Annotated in this window: 24 protein-coding genes, 1 pseudogene and 1 riboswitch; of the genes and pseudogenes, 15 read left to right on the top strand and 10 right to left on the bottom strand. The window is 32.5% G+C overall.

Annotated elements, in window-relative coordinates; translation table 11 throughout:
* Positions 1-281: 281 nt before the first annotated feature.
* Together Q0Q99_RS04985 and Q0Q99_RS04980 are read right to left on the bottom strand one after the other, a co-directional pair.
* Entirely contained in the window at positions 282-842 is a 561-nt protein-coding gene (locus Q0Q99_RS04985) for an AraC family transcriptional regulator (protein WP_293892344.1), read from the bottom strand.
* Between the two features lie 90 nt (positions 843-932).
* Positions 933-1,247 (bottom strand): hypothetical protein, encoded by a 315-nt coding sequence (locus tag Q0Q99_RS04980; protein WP_293892341.1) that lies wholly within the window; start codon positions 1,245-1,247, stop codon positions 933-935.
* 381 nt (positions 1,248-1,628) lie between these two features.
* On the opposite strand from Q0Q99_RS04980, the gene Q0Q99_RS04975 reads away from it, so the two are divergent.
* The 12 genes and pseudogenes from Q0Q99_RS04975 to Q0Q99_RS04920 form a co-directional block, all read left to right on the top strand.
* Positions 1,629-2,945, top strand: a complete 1,317-nt coding sequence (locus tag Q0Q99_RS04975; RefSeq protein ID WP_293892339.1) for a phage integrase SAM-like domain-containing protein — start codon at positions 1,629-1,631, stop codon at positions 2,943-2,945.
* A 291-nt stretch (positions 2,946-3,236) separates the two neighbouring features.
* The gene (locus tag Q0Q99_RS04970) at positions 3,237-3,602 is read left to right on the top strand and encodes a hypothetical protein (RefSeq protein WP_293892336.1); all 366 of its coding nucleotides are present in this window, start codon (positions 3,237-3,239) and stop codon (positions 3,600-3,602) included.
* A gap of 159 nt (positions 3,603-3,761) precedes the next feature.
* Positions 3,762-4,607: a DUF3347 domain-containing protein gene (locus Q0Q99_RS04965; protein ID WP_293892334.1), complete on the top strand. Its 846-nt coding sequence runs from the start codon at positions 3,762-3,764 to the stop codon at positions 4,605-4,607.
* Between the two features lie 106 nt (positions 4,608-4,713).
* Positions 4,714-5,313, top strand: a complete 600-nt coding sequence (locus Q0Q99_RS04960; RefSeq protein WP_293892332.1) for a DUF3347 domain-containing protein — start codon at positions 4,714-4,716, stop codon at positions 5,311-5,313.
* On the top strand, positions 5,314-5,772 hold the full coding sequence (locus Q0Q99_RS04955) for a heme-binding domain-containing protein (RefSeq protein ID WP_293892329.1): 459 nt from the start codon (positions 5,314-5,316) through the stop codon (positions 5,770-5,772). It abuts the gene before it with no gap.
* Positions 5,765-7,009, top strand: a complete 1,245-nt coding sequence (locus tag Q0Q99_RS04950; protein ID WP_293892326.1) for a hypothetical protein — start codon at positions 5,765-5,767, stop codon at positions 7,007-7,009. Before Q0Q99_RS04955 ends, Q0Q99_RS04950 begins: the two co-directional genes overlap by 8 nt.
* A gap of 10 nt (positions 7,010-7,019) precedes the next feature.
* Positions 7,020-7,580, top strand: a complete 561-nt coding sequence (locus Q0Q99_RS04945; protein ID WP_293892323.1) for an AraC family transcriptional regulator — start codon at positions 7,020-7,022, stop codon at positions 7,578-7,580.
* Between the two features lie 77 nt (positions 7,581-7,657).
* Positions 7,658-10,195 (top strand): heavy metal translocating P-type ATPase, encoded by a 2,538-nt coding sequence (locus tag Q0Q99_RS04940; RefSeq protein WP_293892321.1) that lies wholly within the window; start codon positions 7,658-7,660, stop codon positions 10,193-10,195.
* 6 nt (positions 10,196-10,201) lie between these two features.
* Positions 10,202-12,709, top strand: a complete 2,508-nt coding sequence (locus Q0Q99_RS04935) for a multicopper oxidase domain-containing protein (protein ID WP_293892318.1) — start codon at positions 10,202-10,204, stop codon at positions 12,707-12,709.
* A 166-nt stretch (positions 12,710-12,875) separates the two neighbouring features.
* A complete protein-coding gene (locus Q0Q99_RS04930; RefSeq protein WP_293892315.1) occupies positions 12,876-13,325 on the top strand; it encodes a DUF6799 domain-containing protein in 450 nt (149 codons plus the stop codon).
* Between the two features lie 136 nt (positions 13,326-13,461).
* Complete coding sequence (locus Q0Q99_RS04925) at positions 13,462-13,857, top strand: hypothetical protein (protein ID WP_293892312.1); 396 nt, start codon at positions 13,462-13,464, stop codon at positions 13,855-13,857.
* Between the two features lie 118 nt (positions 13,858-13,975).
* A pseudogene (locus tag Q0Q99_RS04920) lies at positions 13,976-14,410 on the top strand (efflux RND transporter permease subunit); the annotation flags it as partial.
* Here the strand turns inward: Q0Q99_RS04920 and Q0Q99_RS04915 are convergent.
* Positions 14,325-14,669 carry a hypothetical protein gene (locus Q0Q99_RS04915; RefSeq protein WP_293892309.1) on the bottom strand — a complete coding sequence of 115 codons (345 nt, stop codon included), beginning with the start codon at positions 14,667-14,669 and terminating at the stop codon, positions 14,325-14,327. The pseudogene Q0Q99_RS04920 and the gene Q0Q99_RS04915 overlap by 86 nt on opposite strands.
* Positions 14,670-14,765: 96 nt before the next feature.
* The gene (locus Q0Q99_RS04910; RefSeq protein ID WP_293892306.1) at positions 14,766-15,188 is read right to left on the bottom strand and encodes a hypothetical protein; all 423 of its coding nucleotides are present in this window, start codon (positions 15,186-15,188) and stop codon (positions 14,766-14,768) included.
* Here Q0Q99_RS04910 and Q0Q99_RS04905 point away from each other — a divergent pair.
* Together Q0Q99_RS04905 and Q0Q99_RS04900 are read left to right on the top strand one after the other, a co-directional pair.
* A complete protein-coding gene (locus tag Q0Q99_RS04905) occupies positions 15,187-15,396 on the top strand; it encodes a hypothetical protein (protein ID WP_293892304.1) in 210 nt (69 codons plus the stop codon). The genes Q0Q99_RS04910 and Q0Q99_RS04905 overlap by 2 nt on opposite strands.
* An 825-nt stretch (positions 15,397-16,221) precedes the next feature.
* Positions 16,222-16,404 (top strand): hypothetical protein, encoded by a 183-nt coding sequence (locus tag Q0Q99_RS04900; RefSeq protein ID WP_293892301.1) that lies wholly within the window; start codon positions 16,222-16,224, stop codon positions 16,402-16,404.
* Between the two features lie 467 nt (positions 16,405-16,871).
* Here Q0Q99_RS04900 and Q0Q99_RS04895 read toward each other — a convergent pair whose 3' ends face one another.
* From Q0Q99_RS04895 to Q0Q99_RS04870, 6 genes are all read right to left on the bottom strand, one after another.
* On the bottom strand, positions 16,872-17,729 hold the full coding sequence (locus Q0Q99_RS04895; RefSeq protein WP_293892298.1) for a nucleotidyl transferase AbiEii/AbiGii toxin family protein: 858 nt from the start codon (positions 17,727-17,729) through the stop codon (positions 16,872-16,874).
* Positions 17,729-18,529, bottom strand: a complete 801-nt coding sequence (locus Q0Q99_RS04890) for a hypothetical protein (RefSeq protein ID WP_293892296.1) — start codon at positions 18,527-18,529, stop codon at positions 17,729-17,731. Before Q0Q99_RS04890 ends, Q0Q99_RS04895 begins: the two co-directional genes overlap by 1 nt.
* A 475-nt stretch (positions 18,530-19,004) precedes the next feature.
* Positions 19,005-19,574, bottom strand: coding sequence for a hypothetical protein (locus Q0Q99_RS04885; RefSeq protein ID WP_293892294.1), 570 nt, complete (start codon positions 19,572-19,574; stop codon positions 19,005-19,007).
* Between the two features lie 20 nt (positions 19,575-19,594).
* A complete protein-coding gene (locus tag Q0Q99_RS04880; RefSeq protein ID WP_293892291.1) occupies positions 19,595-20,017 on the bottom strand; it encodes a hypothetical protein in 423 nt (140 codons plus the stop codon).
* Between the two features lie 12 nt (positions 20,018-20,029).
* On the bottom strand, positions 20,030-20,854 hold the full coding sequence (locus Q0Q99_RS04875; RefSeq protein WP_293892289.1) for a hypothetical protein: 825 nt from the start codon (positions 20,852-20,854) through the stop codon (positions 20,030-20,032).
* Between the two features lie 62 nt (positions 20,855-20,916).
* A riboswitch (SAM-I-IV-variant riboswitch) is annotated at positions 20,917-21,012 on the bottom strand.
* 36 nt (positions 21,013-21,048) lie between these two features.
* A complete protein-coding gene (locus Q0Q99_RS04870; RefSeq protein WP_293892287.1) occupies positions 21,049-21,444 on the bottom strand; it encodes a DUF3293 domain-containing protein in 396 nt (131 codons plus the stop codon).
* Between the two features lie 355 nt (positions 21,445-21,799).
* Between Q0Q99_RS04870 and Q0Q99_RS04865 the strand changes: the two genes are divergently transcribed.
* Positions 21,800-22,030, top strand: coding sequence for a hypothetical protein (locus Q0Q99_RS04865; protein ID WP_293892284.1), 231 nt, complete (start codon positions 21,800-21,802; stop codon positions 22,028-22,030).
* The last annotated feature ends 285 nt before the right edge of the window (positions 22,031-22,315 follow it).

The raw sequence follows: 22,315 nt of genomic DNA, 5'->3' as shown, positions 1-22,315 counted from the left end.
ACTCTTAAATAATTTTTAACTATATTTGACATGAATATTGGTTTGTTTTGCGACTTCAAGATACTGAATTTCAGTATCTTGACCAATATTTAATCAATTTATTTTTACTTTAAATAATTACACCCAACGGGTTAGTTTAATTTACTTGAATAGATTATTAACAGTAGCAGTGCTGACGTTACAATGCAAAATTGAGAATGTTACTGGGAATAATGTTCTACAATTTTAGAAAAAGAATACATAATTTCAGGACTAACCTTTGGCACTTATTTTTAATAATTTTACAAATCTTCTAAACCATTTCGTCTAAAATTCTTCATTGTTTTGTAATAGCTAGGTGTTAGCCCGGTCACTTTCTTAAACTGGTTTGACAAGTGTGACGCCCCGCTGTAATTCATTTTACAAGCAATTTCTTTGATAGAAAGTTCATCGTAAGTAAGTAATTCTTTTACTTTTTCAATTTTATTTATGACTATAAAATGCTCAATTGTAATACCTTTGGTATGTGAAAAAATAGTAGACATAGTGGTATAATCCATATTTAGTTTTTCCGTCAGATAATCAGAAAAATTTACACGTGGAAGTTCCTCTTTATGATGAACCATTTCTACCACAACGTTTTTTATTTTTTCAACAAGTTGGGTTCTCTTATTGTCTAACAATTCAAGCCCTATCTCATTCAAAGCAAGTTCTAGTTCGTGGCACTTTTGTTTTGATATTGTTCCTACAATGTGTACTTCTCCCAATCCTACCTGGGTATACAATATTCCAAGTTGTTCCAACTTTGCTTCCACCATCATTATGCAGCGCGAGCTCACCATATTTTTTATGAATAGTTTCATATTTTTTTAATAATTGATGTTCCGAAATTATATTACCTTTTCATTTCAACTGTCCTTATAAAAATTATTGTCTCAAAGCACTTATTAATTTTATAAGGCATGAAATCTGTTGGTGTGGTCGGTGTCGTTCTTACTTTCAGAATCCCTGCTTTTTTCGATATTGTCCTCGTCTGATTCTTGAATTTCTTGCAAAGAATTAGGATTCTCGGAATGGGTGCTTTCTCTTTGACCTTCGCTTTGAGGTTCTGAAATTTCCTTAGTTGGAGTATTAAAATTTACCTCATTATCTGATGTTGGTTTGGATTGTTCCTTATCAGATTGTTGCTCATTACTTTGCAAAGCAGCGTGTTGATCATCTTCATTTTTTGAACCGCCACATTGGCCTACATTAGTATTGTTTTCCATAGTATTTTAAATTAAATAATTACAAATATACAGTGTAGTTATACCATGCTTTTATACAATTTCATGCTAAGATTACAGTATTACATACCAGAATTAGTGATTGATAAGGCAGTAAAAATAAAAACCCGAAACTTGCGTTTCGGGTTCTCTAAGCGGAGAAAGAGGGAACAAAACAGCTTAATTGCTAATTAACTCTAAACAATTGAATTAGAACAAAAAATCTTGTTAAGTTAAGTATTTAAAGGGTTTTTAATAAAAAGTATAATTAATTTGAATTAGGTTGAATTAGCATAAATTCGCTTTTGGTCGGACAAATGTCGGACAAAATATTTTTTTATAATAATTCTACTATTTATATTTGTTGCAATTAAAATATGAAATATGGCTACAATAAAATATTCGATTCGTGGAAATAATAACCCATCAAAAATATACATCCGATTTGTTGCAAATAGAGAAACGGATATTAAACTAGCAATTCCGTTAGTTATCAATCCAGCTTATTTTAATAACGCAAGTGGTAAAATACGGAAAGTCTCCCAGTTTGCTGAAAGAGACAATTTGCAAAATGAATTGGACACTTTAGAATCCTATATAATTAGCAGATATAATAAAAGTGGTACAGGTTCAGATATAGTTAATAAAGACTGGTTAAATGATTGTCTAAACACCCATTTTAATAAAGCCGAAATAACAGATAACAATTTCATTCTTAATTATTGCGACCTCTATGTAGAAAAACTGGAGTTAAAAACAAATGACAGAACTGGAGAACTCGGAACATCTAAAGCCACAGTTACAAAATACAAAACAATTAAATTAAAAATACAAGGATTTCAAGAGTATAAACGACACAAGTATAAGCTGTCGGAAATTGATTTGAAATATAGAAATGATTTTCTTAAATATTTACTTGAAGTAGAAAAGTTAGGTAGAAATACGGCAGGGCGTTATATCAAATTCTTAAAGACCATTTGTTTAGATGCTCAAAAATCGGGCTATACCGTTAGCCCACAACTTCAACAAATTAAAGGTTTTAGTGTTCAAATAGATAAAATTTATCTTAATTGGAATGACTTAAAGAAAATCGAAAAAGTTGAATTGAAACAGGCACATTTACAAGATGCAAGAGATTGGCTCTTGATTGGTTGCTATATTGGGCAACGTGTTGGAGACTTATTACAATTAACAAAACAAGATATTAAGCAAATAGGAAATTTAGATTTCATAGAACTTGTCCAACAAAAAACTAAAAAGAGAGTTTCCATACTTGTACACGATAAAGTAAGGGCAATTTTAGATAAAAGAAATGGGAACTTCCCACCTCTTTATAGCAAGAACATTGAAAGTTCAAAAGCTAAATTTAATTTGTACATCAAAGATGTTTGTCAAGAAGCCAAATTGAATGAAACAATTTCGGGAGCAATAATAAACCCTGAAACTTCTCGAAAAGAAAATGGAGATTTTCAAAAATGGAAGTTGGTCACTTCACATATTTGCAGGCGTTCATTTGCTACAAATTATTACGGAGATATTCCGACAGGTTTACTATTAAACGTAACTGGACATAGTACCGAAAAGGAGTTTTTAAATTACATCGGCAAAACTCCAATAGATTACGCACAACAAATGGCGATTTATTGGAACATTCAAAGTCAAAAACAAGAAAAGAAATCAGTTTTGAGAATTGCTAAATAAATCAAGAATTGTTTAGTATCAAAACCATTGCAATGGCATTGCAATTAATATTAGAAAGCAATGCAATACCATTGCAATATCACATAAACACATTAAAAACATAGTATATTCATATCAAAAAATCATTACAATGTCATTGCAATTAATATTAGTATTATTACAATATCTTGACAAAATAAAACTCCAAAAATTTATATTTTGAATAATTCTCAAAAAAAGCATACCGTTTTAACAAATGTTTAGTAAAAAACTAATCCAATTTAACTACTTTTGATGTGTTTAGTTTTAAAAATGAAAAAATACCACTTTATATTACTTCTGTTATTAGGCATATTCTTTATGCCTAATAATAGCTATGCTTGTGGTACTTGTTCTGACAAACACCCTGTAAAAAAAGAAATTTCTTCAAAAACAGATAAAGATAAGTGTTGCGACAGCGATCATTCTAAATCAAAAAACCATGACGGTTGTGGTGGAAAATGTGGTCATTCAAAATGTGGCTGTCCATCAGTTAGCAACGGTTTTACAGTTTCATCTGAACTTGTTTTAAAAAACAATATTTTTGATTTTTCTTTTGAAAAACAAAAATTCTCTAACACAGAAACCTTTATTTCTTCTGGTTTCTATTCCCTTTGGCTTATACCAAAAATAAGCTAAAAACCAATTTTGACAGCCATAAGTGTGTCAAATCAAAAGCATTATTTTGCTTTTAAATTCATTTATTTTCTCGGTTAATTTCAATGCCAAATTCTTAGCAGGATATGCTACGTTTTTGTAATTGTTTAACTAATTCAATTTAAAATTAATTACATAACAATGAACTCATTAAAAAAAATAATGATGACAATATCTTTATTGTTGTCAGTGTTGGTTATGAACGCACAAATAAAAAATGCTAAAACAGAAACCGTTAAAATATTCGGAAACTGTGGTATGTGCCAAACCAAAATAGAAAAAGCGGGAAGTCTAAAAAACGTAGCCAAAGTAGATTGGAATGAAAATACCAAAATGGCAACCCTAACTTATGATGAAAGTAAAACCAATCAAGATGAAATACTAAAACGTATTGCTCTTGTTGGTTATGACAGCGAAAAATTCCTTGCTCCCGATAAAGCCTATTCAAGTCTTCCGGGTTGTTGTCAATATGATAGAGAAGCAAAAGTTCCAGTAAAAGTTGATGAAGTATCGGGAGCGACTAAAATGGTAATGAATGACAACACTACAATGTCTGAAAGTCAGGAAATAAATCAACTACAACCAGTCTTTGATAATTATTTCTTATTGAAAGATGCTCTAGTAAAAACAGATGCTAAAATAGCTTCTGCAAAAGCAAAAGAGTTACTAACTTCAATCGAGGGAGTGAAAATGGAAACATTGAAAATGGATGTTCACATGGTTTGGATGAAAGTATTGAAAGATTTAACCGCTGATGCCAAAAATATTTCAGAAACACAAGACATCAAAAAGCAAAGGGATTTTTTCAAATCGTTATCTAAAAGCACTTATGAATTGATAAAAGTCTCAAAGCCTACTGAAGCAGTCTATTATCAATATTGTCCTATGCAGGATGCCAATTGGTTAAGTAAAGAAAAAGCAGTTAAAAATCCTTACTATGGTTCACAAATGCTGACTTGTGGTAAAACTATTGAAACAATTAAATAAAATCTAAAAATGAAAAAAACACTAAACATATTGAAGTGGATTTTCAAAAAAATATTCATAAAAAAATGTTGTCAATAGCAACTAAAACAATTTTAAAAATAATAAAATGAAAAATATAATGCTTTCAGCCATAGCAATGGCATTCATAATGGTTTCTTGTAACCAAAAAAACAAAGAAGAAGTTGTAAAATCAGAAACAGTTAAAAATCAAGAAGAGCCAAAGGCAACTGATACAGTAGCAAAAACTGATAATATCTCAGGTAGCGTTGTTCCATCAGATTATGTAAATGACATTATTATCAGCTACATAAATCTTAAAAACAAATTAGCAAACGATGATCCTAAAGGAGCAGCAGATAATGGTAAATTATTATTGGCATCATTTAACAGATTCGATACAAAGAACCTAAATGCAAAACAGAAAAAAGAATATCTTGATATTGCTGATGATGCTAAAGAACACGCGGAACATATTGGAGCAAATGGAGATAAACTAGAACATCAAAGAGAACATTTTGTGTTGTTAAGTAAAGATGTAAACGATTTAATCAAAATGTTTGGTTCAAACAGAAAACTTTACCAAGACTATTGCCCAATGGCAAATGAGGGCAAAGGTGCAATTTGGATAAGTGAAATTGAAAACATTAAAAATCCGTATCAAGGTAGTAAAATGCTGACTTGTGGTTCTGTCAAAAAAACGTACTAAATGAAAAAGCACATCAAAAAAATAGCAATTATTGGATTCATTATTTTTTTGCTGATGCAATGCTATCAACCTGCTCGTAATATTGGTTACGAGCAGTATTTTTCAGCAAATTTTACTGAAATGTATAAAGTACCAAAGAATATTGAAACCACTTTAAGAGCATCATGCTACGATTGTCATAGTGATAATACTAATTATCCTTGGTACTCTTATGTTCAACCCATTCGTTTCTTTATGGACGGTCATATTAATGAGGGAAGAAAAGAATTAAATTTCAATGAGTTTGGAAATTATTCTAATAGGAAACAAAGGAGTAAATTAGTGTCAATAAGCAAACAAATAAAATCTGATGAAATGCCTTTAAGTTCCTATACCCTAATTCATAGAAACGCAATACTTACTGTCAATCAAAAAGAAGAAATAATCAATTGGATAAATACCATTAATAAAGATGAGTAACCTAACACAAATAATTCAGCAATACAAAAATGACAACGAAAGCGTTTACAATACTTGGTTCGTTGATAATGACCAACGGCTAAAAGCATTCCGCACAATTCGCCGTGGTGTCTTGCAGGTTATTGGGGATATAAAAAACAAAAACTTCCCTAACGACTTTAAAGAAAGTAGTTTAGAGTTTGTATTAAGTTGTATTGCAGAACAGAAGCAAGTTTTCGTAGGCGTGGCTCATCCTTTTTACTGGAAACCAAAACTAAGAATCCCTGATATTTACGAAAATCAAAATAACAAAATTGCTTTTGGGCAGTTTTTGGAAAATTGCATTAATGCTAAAACAGAAGAGCAAGTTATAAAAGAGATTGTAAAATTAGATACACTTAAAATTAAGGGACTTGGTCCTGCTGTTGCAAGTATTTTATACTTCATCCATCCTACTTGGTTTCCACCATTTAATACAGCGATTCTCAACGGATTTAATTTCCTGTTCAAAGACAAAAAGAAACTAGGGAGTTGGACAGAATACCTAAAAATAAGAGAAACTTTAATTGAAACCAACAGCACACATAAATCCGAATTATCAAATGATTTAGGTGCAATAGCAGGATTATGCTTTGAAATTGGAACGCAAAAAATGTTGATTGGTAATGACGAATATTTAAGTGAAGATGAACGTAATAAGTTTGAAAAGAACATTGTAAAACGGCAAAAGGAAATTCAAGAAGAAAAGCAAGAAGAGAACCTACATAGTGAAATGCAATACCATTTATTAAAAATTGGAGCATCTTTAGGTTTCGATGTAACTCCTGCCAGTAATGATAAAAGCAAATCTTTTAATGGTCAAAGTTTTTCTTTTATCTCTATAAATAAATTTCCTGAGTTGCCTTGTGATAAAGACACGCAAAACACAATCAAGCTCATTGATGTGCTTTGGTTTGAAAAAGGAACAAACAATATTATTGGTGCATTTGAAGTAGAAAAAAGTACTAGTATATACTCTGGAATCCTTCGTTTATCTGATTTATATTTTAGTATTTCCGATGGAGATGAAGTTTTCTACATTATCATTCCCGACAGTCGTGAAAAAGATGTAATTCAACAACTCAATAGACCAGTTATAAAAAATTCAAAAATGTGCATCAAATACATATTATTTTCAGAATTGAGAGCCAATTGCGATGCTATTTGCAAGTTCGGCAATGACCACTCCATAATGGATAAAATATCAAAATCAATTTAAAACCTATGATATGAAATTGTACATAAAAAATATGGTTTGTGGTCGCTGTAAAATGGTAGTGAAATCTATTTTTGAAATTATGGGGATTATTCCTCTTTCTGTTGAATTAGGTGTAGTCGAATTAGAAAATGATATTCAGGATGTTGAAAAACAGGAACTACTGAAAAAACTTCGTGCAATTGGCATTGATTTAATTGATGACAAGAAAAGTAAAACTATCGATAAGATTAAAACACTCATTATTGATTTGGTTCAAAATAAAAACAACGATTTGAAAATTAATTTATCCGATTATATTTCACAAGAATTGCATCAAGACTACAATACATTGAGTAATCTCTTTTCTGAAGTCGAAAACACTACCATTGAGAAGTATTTTATGAATCAAAAAATTGAGAAAGTAAAAGAGCTGATTATTTATGATGAACTCTCGTTAAGTGAAATTGCTTATTCTTTAAACTACAGCAGCGTTTCTCATTTAAGCAACCAGTTTAAAAAGATAACAGGCTTTTCGCCAACTTATTTTAAAAACTTAAAATATATTAAACGAAGACAAATCGAAGATTTATAAATCTTGCAAATCAAACCCAAAATTGTGCAACTCCACTATACTGCTATACTGGAAATTTGTATTAAAATAACAAAAAGATGATACATACTTACAATATTACTGGAATGACTTGTGACGGTTGTCGCTCTAAAGTAGAAAAGACATTGAATGCTATTGATGGCGTTGATGCAAAAGTTTCATTAAACCCACCTGTAGCCACTATAACTATGGAAAAGCACATTCCAACAACACAATTGCAGGAAGCATTAACCGCCGTTGGAAAATACACCGTAGAAATGACCAACAGCAAAATGTCACAGCTGGAATCAACAAATGAAGCTACTAAAAAATCATGTTGCTCTACACATTCCCACAGCGACATAAAAGAAATAAAAGTACCTAGTAACACTAATGGTAAATACTATTGTCCAATGCATTGTGAGGGCGCGAAAGTCTATGATAAAGCAGGCGACTGTCCTGTGTGTGGAATGGATTTAGTCAAAGCACCAGAATTGACAGTTAGCAAAACTTTGTACACTTGTCCAATGCACCCAGAAGTTATTATTGAAAATCAGGGTTCATGTCCAATTTGCGGAATGGATTTAGTACCTATGAATCCAACTGACACCGAAGACCAAAAAACTTATAATGATCTGCTAAAGAAAATGAAAATAGCGGTTTTGTTTACCGTTCCCATTTTCGCTATTGCAATGATAGAAATGGCACATAACAATCCATTACTTCAACTAATGGATGCTTCAAAATGGAATTGGGTACAATTAATTCTCTCGCTTCCTGTAGTTTTTTATGCCTGTTGGATATTCTTTGTTCGTGCTTGGAAGTCAATAATCACATGGAATTTGAATATGTTTACACTTATTGGAATTGGTACCGGAGTAGCGTTTCTATTTAGTTTAGTTGGAATGTTTTCCCCTGATATTTTTCCAAGCGAATTTAAGACAGAACACGGGACAGTACTACTTTATTTTGAAGCTACAACTGTCATTTTAACTTTGGTTTTATTAGGGCAACTTTTAGAAGCGAGAGCGCACAGTCAAACCAGTGGAGCGATAAAAGAATTATTGAAATTAGCTCCTACAGAGGCTACTTTGGTTGTTGACGGAAGCGATAAAGTAATCTCAATCCACGACATCAAAAAAGGCGATTTATTGCGAGTAAAACCCGGAGACAAAATTCCTGTAGATGGAAAAATAACTGATGGAGAAAGTAGCATTGATGAAGCGATGATTACTGGCGAACCAATTCCAGTTGATAAAAAGAAAGATGATAATGTAATTGCAGGAACAATCAATGGTAACAAATCATTTGTGATGGTAGCTGAAAAAGTGGGTTCAGAAACATTGCTTTCTCAAATCGTTCAAATGGTAAATGACGCTTCTCGTTCAAGAGCACCAATTCAAAAATTAGCCGACAGTATCGCCAAATATTTTGTGCCAATTGTTGTGATTATTTCGGTAATTACCTTTTTCATTTGGGCAAAATTTGGTCCCGAACCGGCTTTAGTCTACGGATTTATAAATGCTATAGCGGTATTAATAATAGCGTGTCCTTGCGCTTTAGGATTGGCAACGCCTATGTCAGTGATGGTTGGTGTTGGTAAAGGTGCGCAATCTGGCGTTTTAATAAAAAATGCTGAAGCTTTAGAAAACATGAATAAAGTAAATGTTTTAATTACAGATAAAACAGGAACCATTACTGAGGGAAAACCATCTGTTGAAAAAATCTATCCGTCAGACAACAACGATAATGATTTATTACAAAACATTGCTTCGTTAAACCAATATAGCGAACATCCATTGGCGCAAGCTGTTGTAAATTATGCCAAAACAAAATCCATTTCTTTAATTGAAGTTAAAGATTTTGAAGCCGTTGCAGGAAAAGGGGTTACAGGAACAGTCACCAATAAAAAAATGGCAGTGGGAAATAAAAAACTAATGGAACAAGTAAAGGCAAGTATTTCAGATGATTTGGAAAATAAAATTATAGCCGAACAAAAATTAGGAAAAACAGTTTCTTATATTGCTATTGATAGCGTAGCAGTTGGTTTTGTATCAATTACCGATGCTATAAAAACTTCAAGTAAAGAAGCTATAAAAGAACTAATGAGGCAGGGAGTAGAAGTAATTATGCTAACTGGCGATAATGTAAATACAGCCAAAGCTGTTGCTGAAGAATTAAATTTATCCTCCTACAAAGCAGGTTGTTTACCCGAAGACAAATTAAACGAAATAAAACGTTTACAATCCGAAGGAAAAGTTGTAGCGATGGCTGGCGATGGTATAAATGATGCTCCTGCATTAGCACAAGCCGACATTGGAATAGCCATGGGAACTGGAACAGATGTAGCCATTGAAAGTGCCAAAATAACTTTGGTTAAAGGAGATTTACAAGGCATTGTAAAAGCCAAAAATTTAAGTCATGCAGTTATGAAAAACATAAAGCAAAATCTATTCTTCGCTTTTTTCTATAACGTACTTGGAGTACCAATAGCAGCAGGAGTTTTATATCCGTTTTTTGGAACTTTATTATCGCCAATGATTGCCGCTTTAGCAATGTCATTTAGTTCAGTATCTGTAATTGTAAATGCATTACGATTACGAAATTTAAAACTATAAACAGAAATGAAAAAACTAATCTTTCTAATATTTGTTCTATCTATATTTTCTACTGCTAATGCCAAAGTGTTACAGCAATCTCAACTTGTAACGTACACTTGTGTCATGCATCCTGAAATTCATGCTACCAAACCCGGAAACTGTCCTAAGTGTGGCATGAAACTCATAAAAGAAAAGCCAAAAGTAACTAAGAGAAAAATAGCTCCAAAACAGGATAAAATTCAAAATCAAAAGAAAGATGTTACGTCAAATGATAGTATATCTTATCCAAAAAAGATTGAAAAAGTTGACCCAAAACCAACTCTTATAGCAAAAAATGAACCTCCCAAAATCGTTCGTTATGATCTATATGTTCGTGATACCATTGTTAATTTTTCGGGTAAAGAAAAACGAGCAATAGCAGTAAACGGACAAATCCCGATGCCAACATTAACTTTTACAGAGGGCGATATTGCAGAAATATATGTACACAACGAGTTAGACGAAGAAACCTCTATGCACTGGCACGGTTTGTTTTTACCCAACAAAGAAGATGGTGTGCCTAACTTAACGCAAATGCCCATCAAACCACATACTAGACACAAATATACATTCCCAATTATACAAAGCGGTACACATTGGTATCACAGTCATTCAGGATTACAGGAACAAATAGGAATGTATGGTTCATTCATTATGAATAAAAGAAATGAAGACCCGACTTTTAGAAAAGGCATTGACGATTTAACAACTGTTCCAATTATTTTAAGTGAATGGACAGATTTAAAACCTGAAAATGTTCACCGTATGTTACACAATGCAACCGATTGGTTTGCTATTAAAAAAGGAACAACACAAAGTTATGCCGAAGCAATAAGAAGCGGTCATTTTAAAACCAAAGTTACTAACGAATGGAAGCGAATGAATGCTATGGATGTAAGCGATGTATATTATGAGAAATTTCTAATCAATGGTAAATATGAAAGTCAATTATCCCAGTTCAAAGGCGGTGATAAAGTCCGCTTGCGAATTTCAAACGGTGGAGCTTCCTCATACTTTTGGTTAACCTATGCAGGCGGTAAAATTACTGTTGTGGCAAACGATGGAAACGATGTAGAGCCTGTTGAAGTAGATAGATTAATCGTTGCTGTTTCTGAAACCTACGATATAATTGTAACCATTCCTGCTGATAAAACATCTTATGAATTATTGGCAACTCCCGAAGACAGAACAAAATCAACCTCAATATATATTGGTGGTGGCATTAAGCAGCTAGTTAGCCCATTGCCAAAATTGAAATATTTTGAAGGTATGAAAATGATGAATGGAATGATGAAAATGAACGGCGATTTAGACGATATGGGAATGCAGATGTCATTAAATCAAATGGATATGAATGTTGTAATGTATCCAGAGATTACAGGAGAAACCAAGAAAAAAGCAGACGATAAAATGGGGAAAATGAAAATGACTGCTGATGATTATAACAGCAATGAACTTTCAGATATTACAACCCTAAATTATCAAATGCTGAAATCCCCAACCAAAACAACGCTTCCAAAAGATGCGCCTGTAAAAGAACTTCGTTTTGAATTAACAGGAAATATGAACCGTTACGTTTGGAGTTTAGACAACAAAGTGGTTTCTGAAACTGATAAAATCCTTATTAAAAAAGGAGAAAATATTAGAATAGTTCTGTACAATGGTTCGATGATGCGCCATCCAATGCACTTGCACGGACACGATTTTAGGGTACTCAATGGTCAAGGCGATTATGCACCACTGAAAAACATTGTTGATATTATGCCAATGGAAACCGATACCATAGAATTTAATGCGAATGTTGAGGGCGATTGGTTTTTTCATTGTCATATTCTCTATCACATGATGAGTGGTATGGGCAGAATTTTTAGTTATGAAAACCAAGCAGCTAATCCCGAAATTCCAAATCCAAAATTGGCACAACGCAAACTTTTTGCCGATGATAGACAATTTCATTTTATGGGCGAAAATAATTTTGCCACAAACGGTAATGAAGGTATGGCAATGTTAGCCAACACACGTTGGAAAGTCAGTACTTTATGGCATCTGGGTTATCACGATATGCACGGTTACGAAAGCGAAACTATGATTGGCAGATACTTCGGAAAAATGCAATGGCTTTATCCCTATATCGGTTTTGATTATCATTATAAAATGGAGGGCGGTCCAAAAAACATTTTTGGTAGCGAAGAAAAAAATTGGTTTGGTCAAACCAGTAATAAAAATAATCGACACACAATAATAGCGGGTGTTGCTTATACTTTGCCTATGCTATTTATCGCGGATTTAAGAATTGACGGTGATGGCAAGTTTCGCTTTCAATTAGGAAGAGAAGACATTCCTGTTTCAAAACGATTAAGAGGAATGTTAATGATTAATACAGATAAAGAATATACAACTGGCTTAAAATATATTTTCACAAGAAATCTTGGTGTTACAACTCATTATGACAGCGATATGGGCATAGGGTTCGGAGTGAATTTAAATTATTAAATGAATAAGTGCGAATTATGCAACGATTAGTAAGAATAGAATAATACCTAATTGAATTAGTTAAGTCATCTTTAACATGAAATAGTTTAAAATAAATAATATTTCTGGGCAACAGCAAACTGACGAGCGAGAAACAGCGCAACTGAATAAAATAAATTTAAATATTATGAAAAACACAAAAATGTTGGCGAAAATGTTTACTGTAATGCTATTCATAGCAGTATCACTTACAGCTAGTAACACTTACGCACAAACTAAAACAAAAAAAACAATGATGAAAGATTGTTGCATGATGAAAGACGGTAAAATGATGGTTATGAAAGATGGTAAATCTATGCCAATGGACAAAGACATGAAGATGAAAAATGGTACTACCTGTATGGTTAATGGCGAATGCGTCATGAAAGACGGTAAAAAAATGACCATGAAAGAAGGAGATTGCATAGATATGAACGGGAAAATGGATAAATGCTCTATGATGACTAAAAGCAAAAAAATGAAAACTAAAAAACACACTATGGGAATGACTTACACCTGCCCAATGCACCCGGAAGTAACTAGTGACAAACAGGGAAAATGCCCTAAATGCGGAATGGATTTAGTGGTTAAGAAATAAACCTTTAAGGTTAATTTTGAGAATGTTTATTTTGTAAAGCTGCTTTTAGCAGCTTTACAATTTTTACTATTTAATAGTATAAACAGTGATAATATAAGAACTTGAATATTAAATAAATTATGCTACTTTTACAAACGTGAAAAAAATAATTGCAACATCATTCCTCTTTATATTTCTGTGTGCTAACACAGAAATTGGGCAATTATTAAAAATCCCTAATCTGATTGAGCATTATTTAGAGCATCGAAATCATCACGATGATAATCATTCGTTATCTTTTTTTGATTTTGTTAAAAGTCACTATAATGACAATCATAAGCATTCTGATACAGATAAACACGACGAGCATAAAAATTTACCTTTCAAGACAATAAATACGCATATTAATACGGTTATTGCTTTTCAAAATCAGCCAATAATTTCTTTTACAAAACCTGTCAATGTTGGAATAAATTATAATGTTCCTGATTACAGAGAATTTTACACTTCCAATGATTTAGCCTGTATATGGCTTCCCCCTAAATTGAGTTAATGACTTTTAAAAAACCTAATCAGTAATATTCAAAACTATGCTGATTAGGTATCAAAATGCTATTTGCTATTCATTTTTAGCGAATGGTACTTTTATTAATTTCATTAATTTCAAAGTTATGCTGAATAAAATCATAGAGTTTTCTATAAAAAATAAACTCATTATTGGGATATTTACCCTCGTACTAATTGCTTATGGTAGTTATGAATTTACTAAATTACCCATCGATGCTGTTCCTGATATTACAGATAATCAAGTACAAGTAATCACTTCTGCCCCATCGTTGGGAGCAACCGATATTGAACGATTGATAACTTTCCCAATCGAACAGGCAAACAGTAATATTCCCGGACTAAAAGAAATTCGCAGTTTTTCTCGTTTTGGTTTATCGGTTGTAACAATTGTCTTTGATGATGGTACCGATGTGTATTGGGCTAGACAACAAGTAACCGAAAGATTGAGTGCTGTTAAAGACCAAATCCCAAAAGGAATTGGCGACCCATTTCTTGCGCCAGTAACAACAGGTTTAGGCGAAATCTATCAATATGTAGTAAGTTAGCAATAAACATATCGCCAGTATCTTCATTTATAGAATTCATATTGGCCTCAGCAACCGAAGGGTCAAAATCAGCCATATTTGTAAAAGACCCAATTAAATAAGTGTTTCCTGATGTGTCTTTTGTACTGTTGGTTGTATAGATTGTTCCACCATAACCTATATTATTCTCTTTATTGACGAAAAGCAAATTAGGTGCATTTTGCGCTACTAAAAATGATGTGAAAAAGAATGCGAGAAATAATAGTTTTTTCATAATAAAATTTTAGTTAATTATCAATTTAGTTTTGAATAATAGTTATTCCAACTGTCTTATTTTACTTATCAAATATATAGAAAATATCTTAATCTTTTATTTTTTGCAATATCTATACATTATTACACGTCTTAGGTCATTGACGAGCTTTATGTTTTCATTGAACTGATTTTCCTTTTGCTCTAAGAGTTTTAATGCTGCAATATTTTTTTGGTGTTGCTCATGTTCCTCCATCATGGTTTTGGCTCTTGGGTTGAATTCGTGTTTAAAATCCGGGAGTCTTAAAAATGGGATAACGGAACCGGTTAGGTATTGGTGCCAAAATTTTGTTTGCCATAAGCTGAAAGCTATAAAGTAGAAGTTTTCGCAGTCCTCTTCTTGTTGGAAGATAATTACAAAGCTGTTAGTGAATGGTTCCTTTTGAGGTTTTCCGCTGTTCAGCCCTTTGTTAAGGATGAATAAATGAGGTTTGGTGTAAAGTGTGTCTTTTCTGTGGGTTTTAACGATAAAATTTGTCATGGCTACGGATTTAAAGATTAGGATTTCTCTTCTTCCGATTCCTGTTGAGTTCTGGTATGCACCGCTATGCTTCGCACACAAAATTTTTCAAAAGAAAAAAAAGAAAAAAAGAAAGCCAGTCTTCCAAGTGGAGGGTTTCAAAAAAGCAGGTTTTTTTGAAAAAATACTACCCGATATATCATCGGGAATGGTGGAGTCAAAACTGTAATGAGTTTTAATGCGATACTTTATGGGTGGAGATTTTTTTAAAAACCCGGAGGGCTTGAACTTGCTTTTTTGAATACCCGCAACTTACCTTTGCTGTCTTTTTTTTATTTTTCATTTTGATTTCTAAATCCATTTGATGTTAGATATAGTGCGGTCTAAGGATAAGGGGTGGTGTCGGAAAGGGTATAAAATTCCGGAACGGATTTTATACTCTTTCGTTTGCAACTGTTTATTGTTTTTTAATGGTCAAACGGAACAGCCTTTTTTTTATAGGAATTTTGTTTTTAGTGGCTATTTCTTTGGTTTGGTTTTATGTGTGCCAGGAATAGTGTACAGTATACAGTTTTTAGTGCGCAGCAGTAAAGTTGTAAAAACATGCGATGGCACTTATAAAAGCAATGCAACTACTTCCTGTTTTTTGTCAGCGTGAGTTCTGGCAAGGGTATCGTTTTTTATTTGCTTAGTTGGGTTGTTGTGATTGGTTTCATGAAAAGTTGATGCTATGATATAGTGTTCAGTATTCAGTTTTTAGTATTCAGATGATAGCTATTTGAGAAACGGCATTGGCATCGGCTTTTCGTGGAACCAATGTTTGGGGAGTTTATGAGCAAATAAAACAACGATACTCTTGCTTGGTGTTTGGTTTTATGGGTGCCGAGAATAGTGTTCAGAAACCAGGTGGGTGTGTAAAGCAGGTTAGTTGTAAAGTAATTGGGAAGGCACTTATAAAAGCAATGAAAACACTACCGATTTAAACGGTTAGCTGATAAAGACAGTGAACGGAAACGTTCTTAAAACTATTGGTGACTGAAAATTTTCCTTTGAAATGGCGAACGTTGTTTATGGCGGCGGTGAAGTGGTGGTTTTTTTAATAGCAGGCTGGTGCGAGGAAGCTATTAAAAAAGTTGCCGCTGAACCGCTGCCTTGTGCGTTGGGTGCGCGGCTTTTTTACATAATGTTGTTATGGCTCATGACATGGCTTTTATTGATGCAGGGAGTTTCTTTATGAGCTATAACGCCACATTATGTAAAGAAGCTTGGGAGAAAAAATTACTGGCGCAAGTCACGCAGTGTACGTGTTATTGCACCAATAACTGTGACGGTAATTTTTTTAGGAGCGTTGGGATGGAGTGGCAATCGGAATGTAAAACGTCCTTTGACCACCGAACGAAAAGAGTGTTCTCGTTTTTACGATTAGCATAATCATTTATTTATTCACCCACTTTTGAAGCAATATAATCTAATATCCAAAGACCTCCTTTTGTGCCATCGCGTTCTAATAGTCCTTCTTTTTTAAGAACTTCTAAATTTTTTATCTATTGCAGTAGCACTAAAATCAGGCAATTGCTGTAAAGTTGATTTTTTTATTTCTTTATTTTCGTGAATGGCTTTTAAAATTATAATTTGTCTTTAAGATAAATTATTCACCCACTTATTCACCCCACTTTTTAAATTGAAAGGTCTTATGATGACAAATCATTTAAAAATGTTCTCGAATAAATGTAATAGATTTTCTCTAACTACTTCATATTCGGGTAATTTATCGGGTTTTATTTGATGTCCTAAGCTGTTTTTCCAAGCGCCTTTTAGAGCCTTATCACTTTTTGCATTGATTAATTGATTAATTCCTATAAATTCAATGTTTTTGAATTTCATTTTTTTGTAAAAAGCATCAACGATTATTGCCCAGTTTAAATCAGGAAAATTATTGGATAAGTACCAAATATCATAGTAATCTCTGGGTGCTGTATAAGAACGTTGGATTAAAGCTCTGATTTTCTCGGATAATACTTCTTCAATTTTATAACATGGTATTGTGTTTTGTAATGCTAGTTTGTCAGAGTATGGATGACTAACAGCTCGTTCTGTAACTTCAAAAATCATTTCTTCATAGAGAATTATTTCGATTTTAATTTTTGTTTGCCAGCGGTCTGGAGTTGTAGGCATCACATTTCTTGGATGATCTGCTCCCCAAAATTTAATTATGGCTTCATATCCTGTTAGTTTGTCTTGAAATTGTAATGGTCTTAATGATACAATATGTGTTTTTACTCCAGTATTGTCTTCTATATGTTTTGAGATAAATTTTAAATGATCTGGTGTAAGCTTAAATTCTTGTGACTTTGATGTAAAATCCAAATCTTCTGAAAATCTATATTCTTCAAACCAGCACTTCTTAAGACAAGTTCCTCCTTTGAAGATTAGTATTTCCTTTAGTTCCGGTTGGTTAAATATAGCTGCTATGAAGTGGCCCAACATCCAATCTTTATCAATTACTGATTTTGATACGCCTAGTTGTTCGGAAATGGTTGCTATTTCTTTTTGTAAAATCATTAATATTGTTTGTTACAGATGTCTAAAATCTCTTCTTGGCTTAGGTTTAATCTCAATCGCCATTTGTTTACAAATTCGCCTTCTTCTATTCCAAATGGGTCAAATAGATTGTATTTTTCGTTGACTTCTTTTAATGCGAAGTTTATAAATGATTTCATTCCCTTTTTATTTAGTAATTCTGTCAAATATCCCATTCGTTTTGTAATCGCAATGTTTTTAATGGCTTTGCAATACACAATCATTTTTTCACTGTTGAGGTTTGCCTGATTGAATGCCCGAATTAATTCGGCGTAACCACCAGAATATTGAGGCAAATCAAAACAATCGATAATGGTTTTTTCAATATCGGTCATTTGGTAGCTGTGGTTTCCAAATCCTAATTTTTCTATTCCAACTATTTTTGATTTTGAAATTTGAATGAATTTATAGGAAACTCCAAAAACACTTTTGTCTGATTTTCTTTTTGTAGTTTGAATAAAAATAGAATTCGGAAATTGTTCTGTAAGCCCGTGTTTGTTTAATGCAGACCAATAGGCAATGGCACAATCCTCTGATAATTTACAGCCAATTACATTTTCGTCTCTGAAATTATATCTGCAATATTTACCTCGTTCTATGCGTGATAGCAGTTTTTTTTGGACTAGATTTTCTACTATCTCATTTATGTTTTCAAATTCGCTTGATGCAATTGCTTTAATCTCGTCTAAAGTGAAGATGTCTAACTCATTATCATCAAGCATTAACATGAAATCTATTTGATTTTGTGTTGTGTTTTCTGAAATATAGGTACTTTTTGCCATTACTAATCGTTTAAAGATAAACCCTAAAAAATGGGGTTTATCGTGCAGTTAAAGGTAATCAAAAGTATTATTAATTTTCGAATGATTAATAAAATTATTAAAAATACTTTTACTGTTGTTTACCAATTCTTCTTTTGACGGCGATAATCGCCGTTGATTTGAAAAAATTTAAACTAGGCGCTCTTTAGATATCTTTTGATTTTCCTGAGAAGTTGTACCTCAACTTATTCTTTATATCGCAAATCGCGATATGCGATATGTGTTCACTTTTTTTGTTTGTTCACGAAACGTGAGCAAAGCTTTATTGTGAACATTCGAAGATTAAAAAGCAAAACGAGGGTAATTTTGACTAAAATTTACCCTCGTTTTATTTTGGAAGGTAAAATTTACCTTCGTTAATAAACTTAAAATTGCACAATAAAGTTGATTATTTTATTGTACTGAGATTGGTTTATTGTTTTGTTAAATATAAAGATTATGATTTTCGGTTCTTACTGCGAATTTTAAATTCTGCATTATCCTCTGAAATTTCTCTAGGAAATTCATCTGAATCATAAACCACACCGGATTTCATTGCTCCAAAATCATCTGAAACATACAGAAATGAGTTGTTGGTTTTATGTATTGATGTGTCTGTATTGGTTTCTTTTTCTATATTGAATTTTATTCTTGGGTCAATAGCATCTGATTTTTCCAAACAAATGGTTTTATCAGGAAAGATAATTACTATCCTGTTTTGATAAAGCGCCTCCATTAAAAATTCAACTAGGTATAGGATTGCCTCTTTCAATTTTTTTTCAGTGGTAGGGAATTTTGGATATTGAATCCATTCTAAAGTTACGGAAGGTTCTTCCTGGTCTAGAAATATAATTTCACAAGGCGTTACCTTGGTGCTTAGTTGTATCCCTGTTTCTTCATTGGTTTTACTTTGTGCATTTAGTAGTTCACGCTTAAAATCTGAAATAGAAATCAGTTCGTTAGTGTACCCTTTGTTTAAACCTATAACAGCTTGAGCTGTAAATGTTTTAGTGATTATTTTCTTCATTAAACAAATTTAAAAAAAAATTAGCGATATGCATTACAAGTTCCATACTCTACCAGTATGCCGTCTTTTATTTCAAAACGGAAACCTATTTTATTTTGGTAAATAAGGATTCTTTTGACTCCTTCATCAAGCGGATTGTTGTAGGTCCATTTATAGCCCTTTACTTTTTTACCAAATTCACAAAAGATACATTGCGAATCAAACTCACTGACTTCGAACAAAACGGTGCCTAACTTTGGATTTTTCCAACTATTCATAGTGTCTAAAATATCCTTTAATACTTTTTCTGCATCTTCTATAAATGATAAATCATACTTTTTGAAGAGGTTGGTAAATGTTTGAGCATCCATAGTTTGGCATGCTGCTTCGTGCTCGTTTAGAAAAGCTTCGGTAGTTTCCGGCGTGAAATGATTGGTACTTATTTTAAATGTTGTTGCGCTCATAATAAATGTTTTTTAATTATCTTGATTTTGTATCACATAATGTTCGGTATTACGTGCAATAATTTTGCCTTTTAAGTCAACGAGTATTCCACCCGATGGGATTTCGGTTGTACAGGTAACTGAACTATCGGGTTCAAAGTAATACACTTTATCCGGGCTTAGAACTAAAGCCAAAGGGTACTTACTTTCTCTCTTTAAATTCAAATTTATATGGTATTGTTTAGTTACGCTAATCAGATGTTTTTCGAAGTTTACCGGATCACTATCTTCAGTATATACGGCAAGTCCTGGTAGGCTTTTATCAGAAGGATTTACTTGTATTGGAATTTGAGTAAAACAAACAGATTGGTGGTTTATAATGAGATAAGGGAATCGACCATAATAAGTACCGAAGTTTTGTTCGGTAAAATTATATTTCCCTTGACCTTCCCAATCCATACTTACACATTTAAAGCCCTCTAAGTATTGGGTTGTTTTGTTAGCTTTAGCCGTGTTCCAAAGTAATATATACCTGGCTTGTGATTGAATTATATAGTTACCGGTGGCTTCACCTAGACTAAAGGCTTTCCCTGTAAACTCTTTATTCTGGTTGAAATACCAAATTTCATAGGGAGTGCACCCTGTTACATCCAGTATCGAAGTTAATAGGTTGTGCTGCCATTCAATTAATACCGGATGTTCCTCATTAAAACTGAGTTCTTTGAGCAGTAACACATTTTGGTTGGTTTCCCATTTTTGTACGCTGAGTAATTTGTACTCGTCGAATTGGTTTTGGGTAGATGGATGTTGGTGTTGGCAAATTAGTTGCAACACGGCATTTTGAGTTAAATGTTTCATTACATAACAATTAAAAATTATACATTTTTGTTATGTCGAATCAATACGGTAAAAGAATTGCGGCTTCTCCACACATTTGAACGACTGTTCCGCATACTAAGCCACCGTGTCGTGAGTTGATCGGTTGGCAGGAATAAAATTCCTTCTGGATGCTGATGCAAATGTGATTAAATTATTTTAATCCTACAACTTTTTTATTGTTTTTGTGAATAGACTAAGTCAGCGTCACCATTTTTTTGACCAAACACAAATGCTAACTGACCATATTTTACAGCTAGTTCATGAGTTTTTTCTAAAGTTATATTTTCTATTAAAAAACTTTCCTCTGACCATAGTTCATCTTCAGAAATACCTATACCAAGACAGTATTTTAACCCGAGGTTATTGATGTCTTGCCCTAACTGATTGTTTCTATTTTTATTTTCTTCCAATGTCAATATTTCTGGAAGTGGGTTCCATGCTGTTATGAATGCCCAGGAGTTTAGGTGATTTAATACTGTGATTTTTGTATTGATTTTGATATCAATAGTTGGGTTTAGTACTTTGTAAGTAGTACCTAAAAATGCTTGGTGTATTTGTTGGTTAGTCATGTTAATGATAAAGTGGAATTAATAATCACTAGAAACTTTGGTGCCTTTTTATATTTAATCAAATTTAGAAGTAAACTTCATTGCATTTGAACTTCCTTTTTTGCTCATATTATTTTTTAAATTTTCTTAACTAATTTTTCTCATTTATGAATTAATAATATCATATTTAAAATGTTCATAAATCATAACCATTGCCAGGGTAAGAAAGTGAATTATGATAAGGTGTTATTTTTTTGTGAAAATGAAAAATGGAATAGTACAAAAAATGTCAATGCTACTAAAATAGGATTTTAAACGACATCGTTTGTCTGAACTGGCTTTTTACTTTGTGAATACTAATTTTAAAACAAAAAAAATGGGACAAATTATCGTTCACCAAAAAGAATTAATTCGAATTAATGTTTCTAAAAACTCTATAGAGTACTCTACCAACGACGGAAGAAGTTGGCATCACAGAGCCAACGTCTCCTCAACTATGGGGTCTTTACAAGATTTAGCGGACAATGGTAGAGAAATACTATTAACAACTACAAAAGGGTTGTTCTTTTCCACCAACAAAGGCATGTCTTGGCATAAAAGAAGTTAATTCAAATGGATTTTACTATTTGCTATTTGGAGGTTTTTGATGAGGAGACAAACTCATGGGAATATGTTGCAAAAAGTGATGAACCAGAATCAATCAATAGTTGGTACAACAATTTAGAATCTTTTTTTGATGAATTTAATCTATCTTAACCCGTTGGGTGTAATTATTTGAAGTAAAATAAATTGATTAGATATTGGTCAAGATACTGAAATTCAGTATCTTGATGTCGCCAAACAAACCAATATCTATGTCAAATATAGTAAAAAATTATTTTAGAGTTTTAGA

This window comes from Flavobacterium sp., assembly GCF_025352425.1.
In the GTDB taxonomy this organism is placed as follows: domain Bacteria; phylum Bacteroidota; class Bacteroidia; order Flavobacteriales; family Flavobacteriaceae; genus Flavobacterium.
This window is presented reverse-complemented; position numbering and strand designations above follow the sequence as displayed.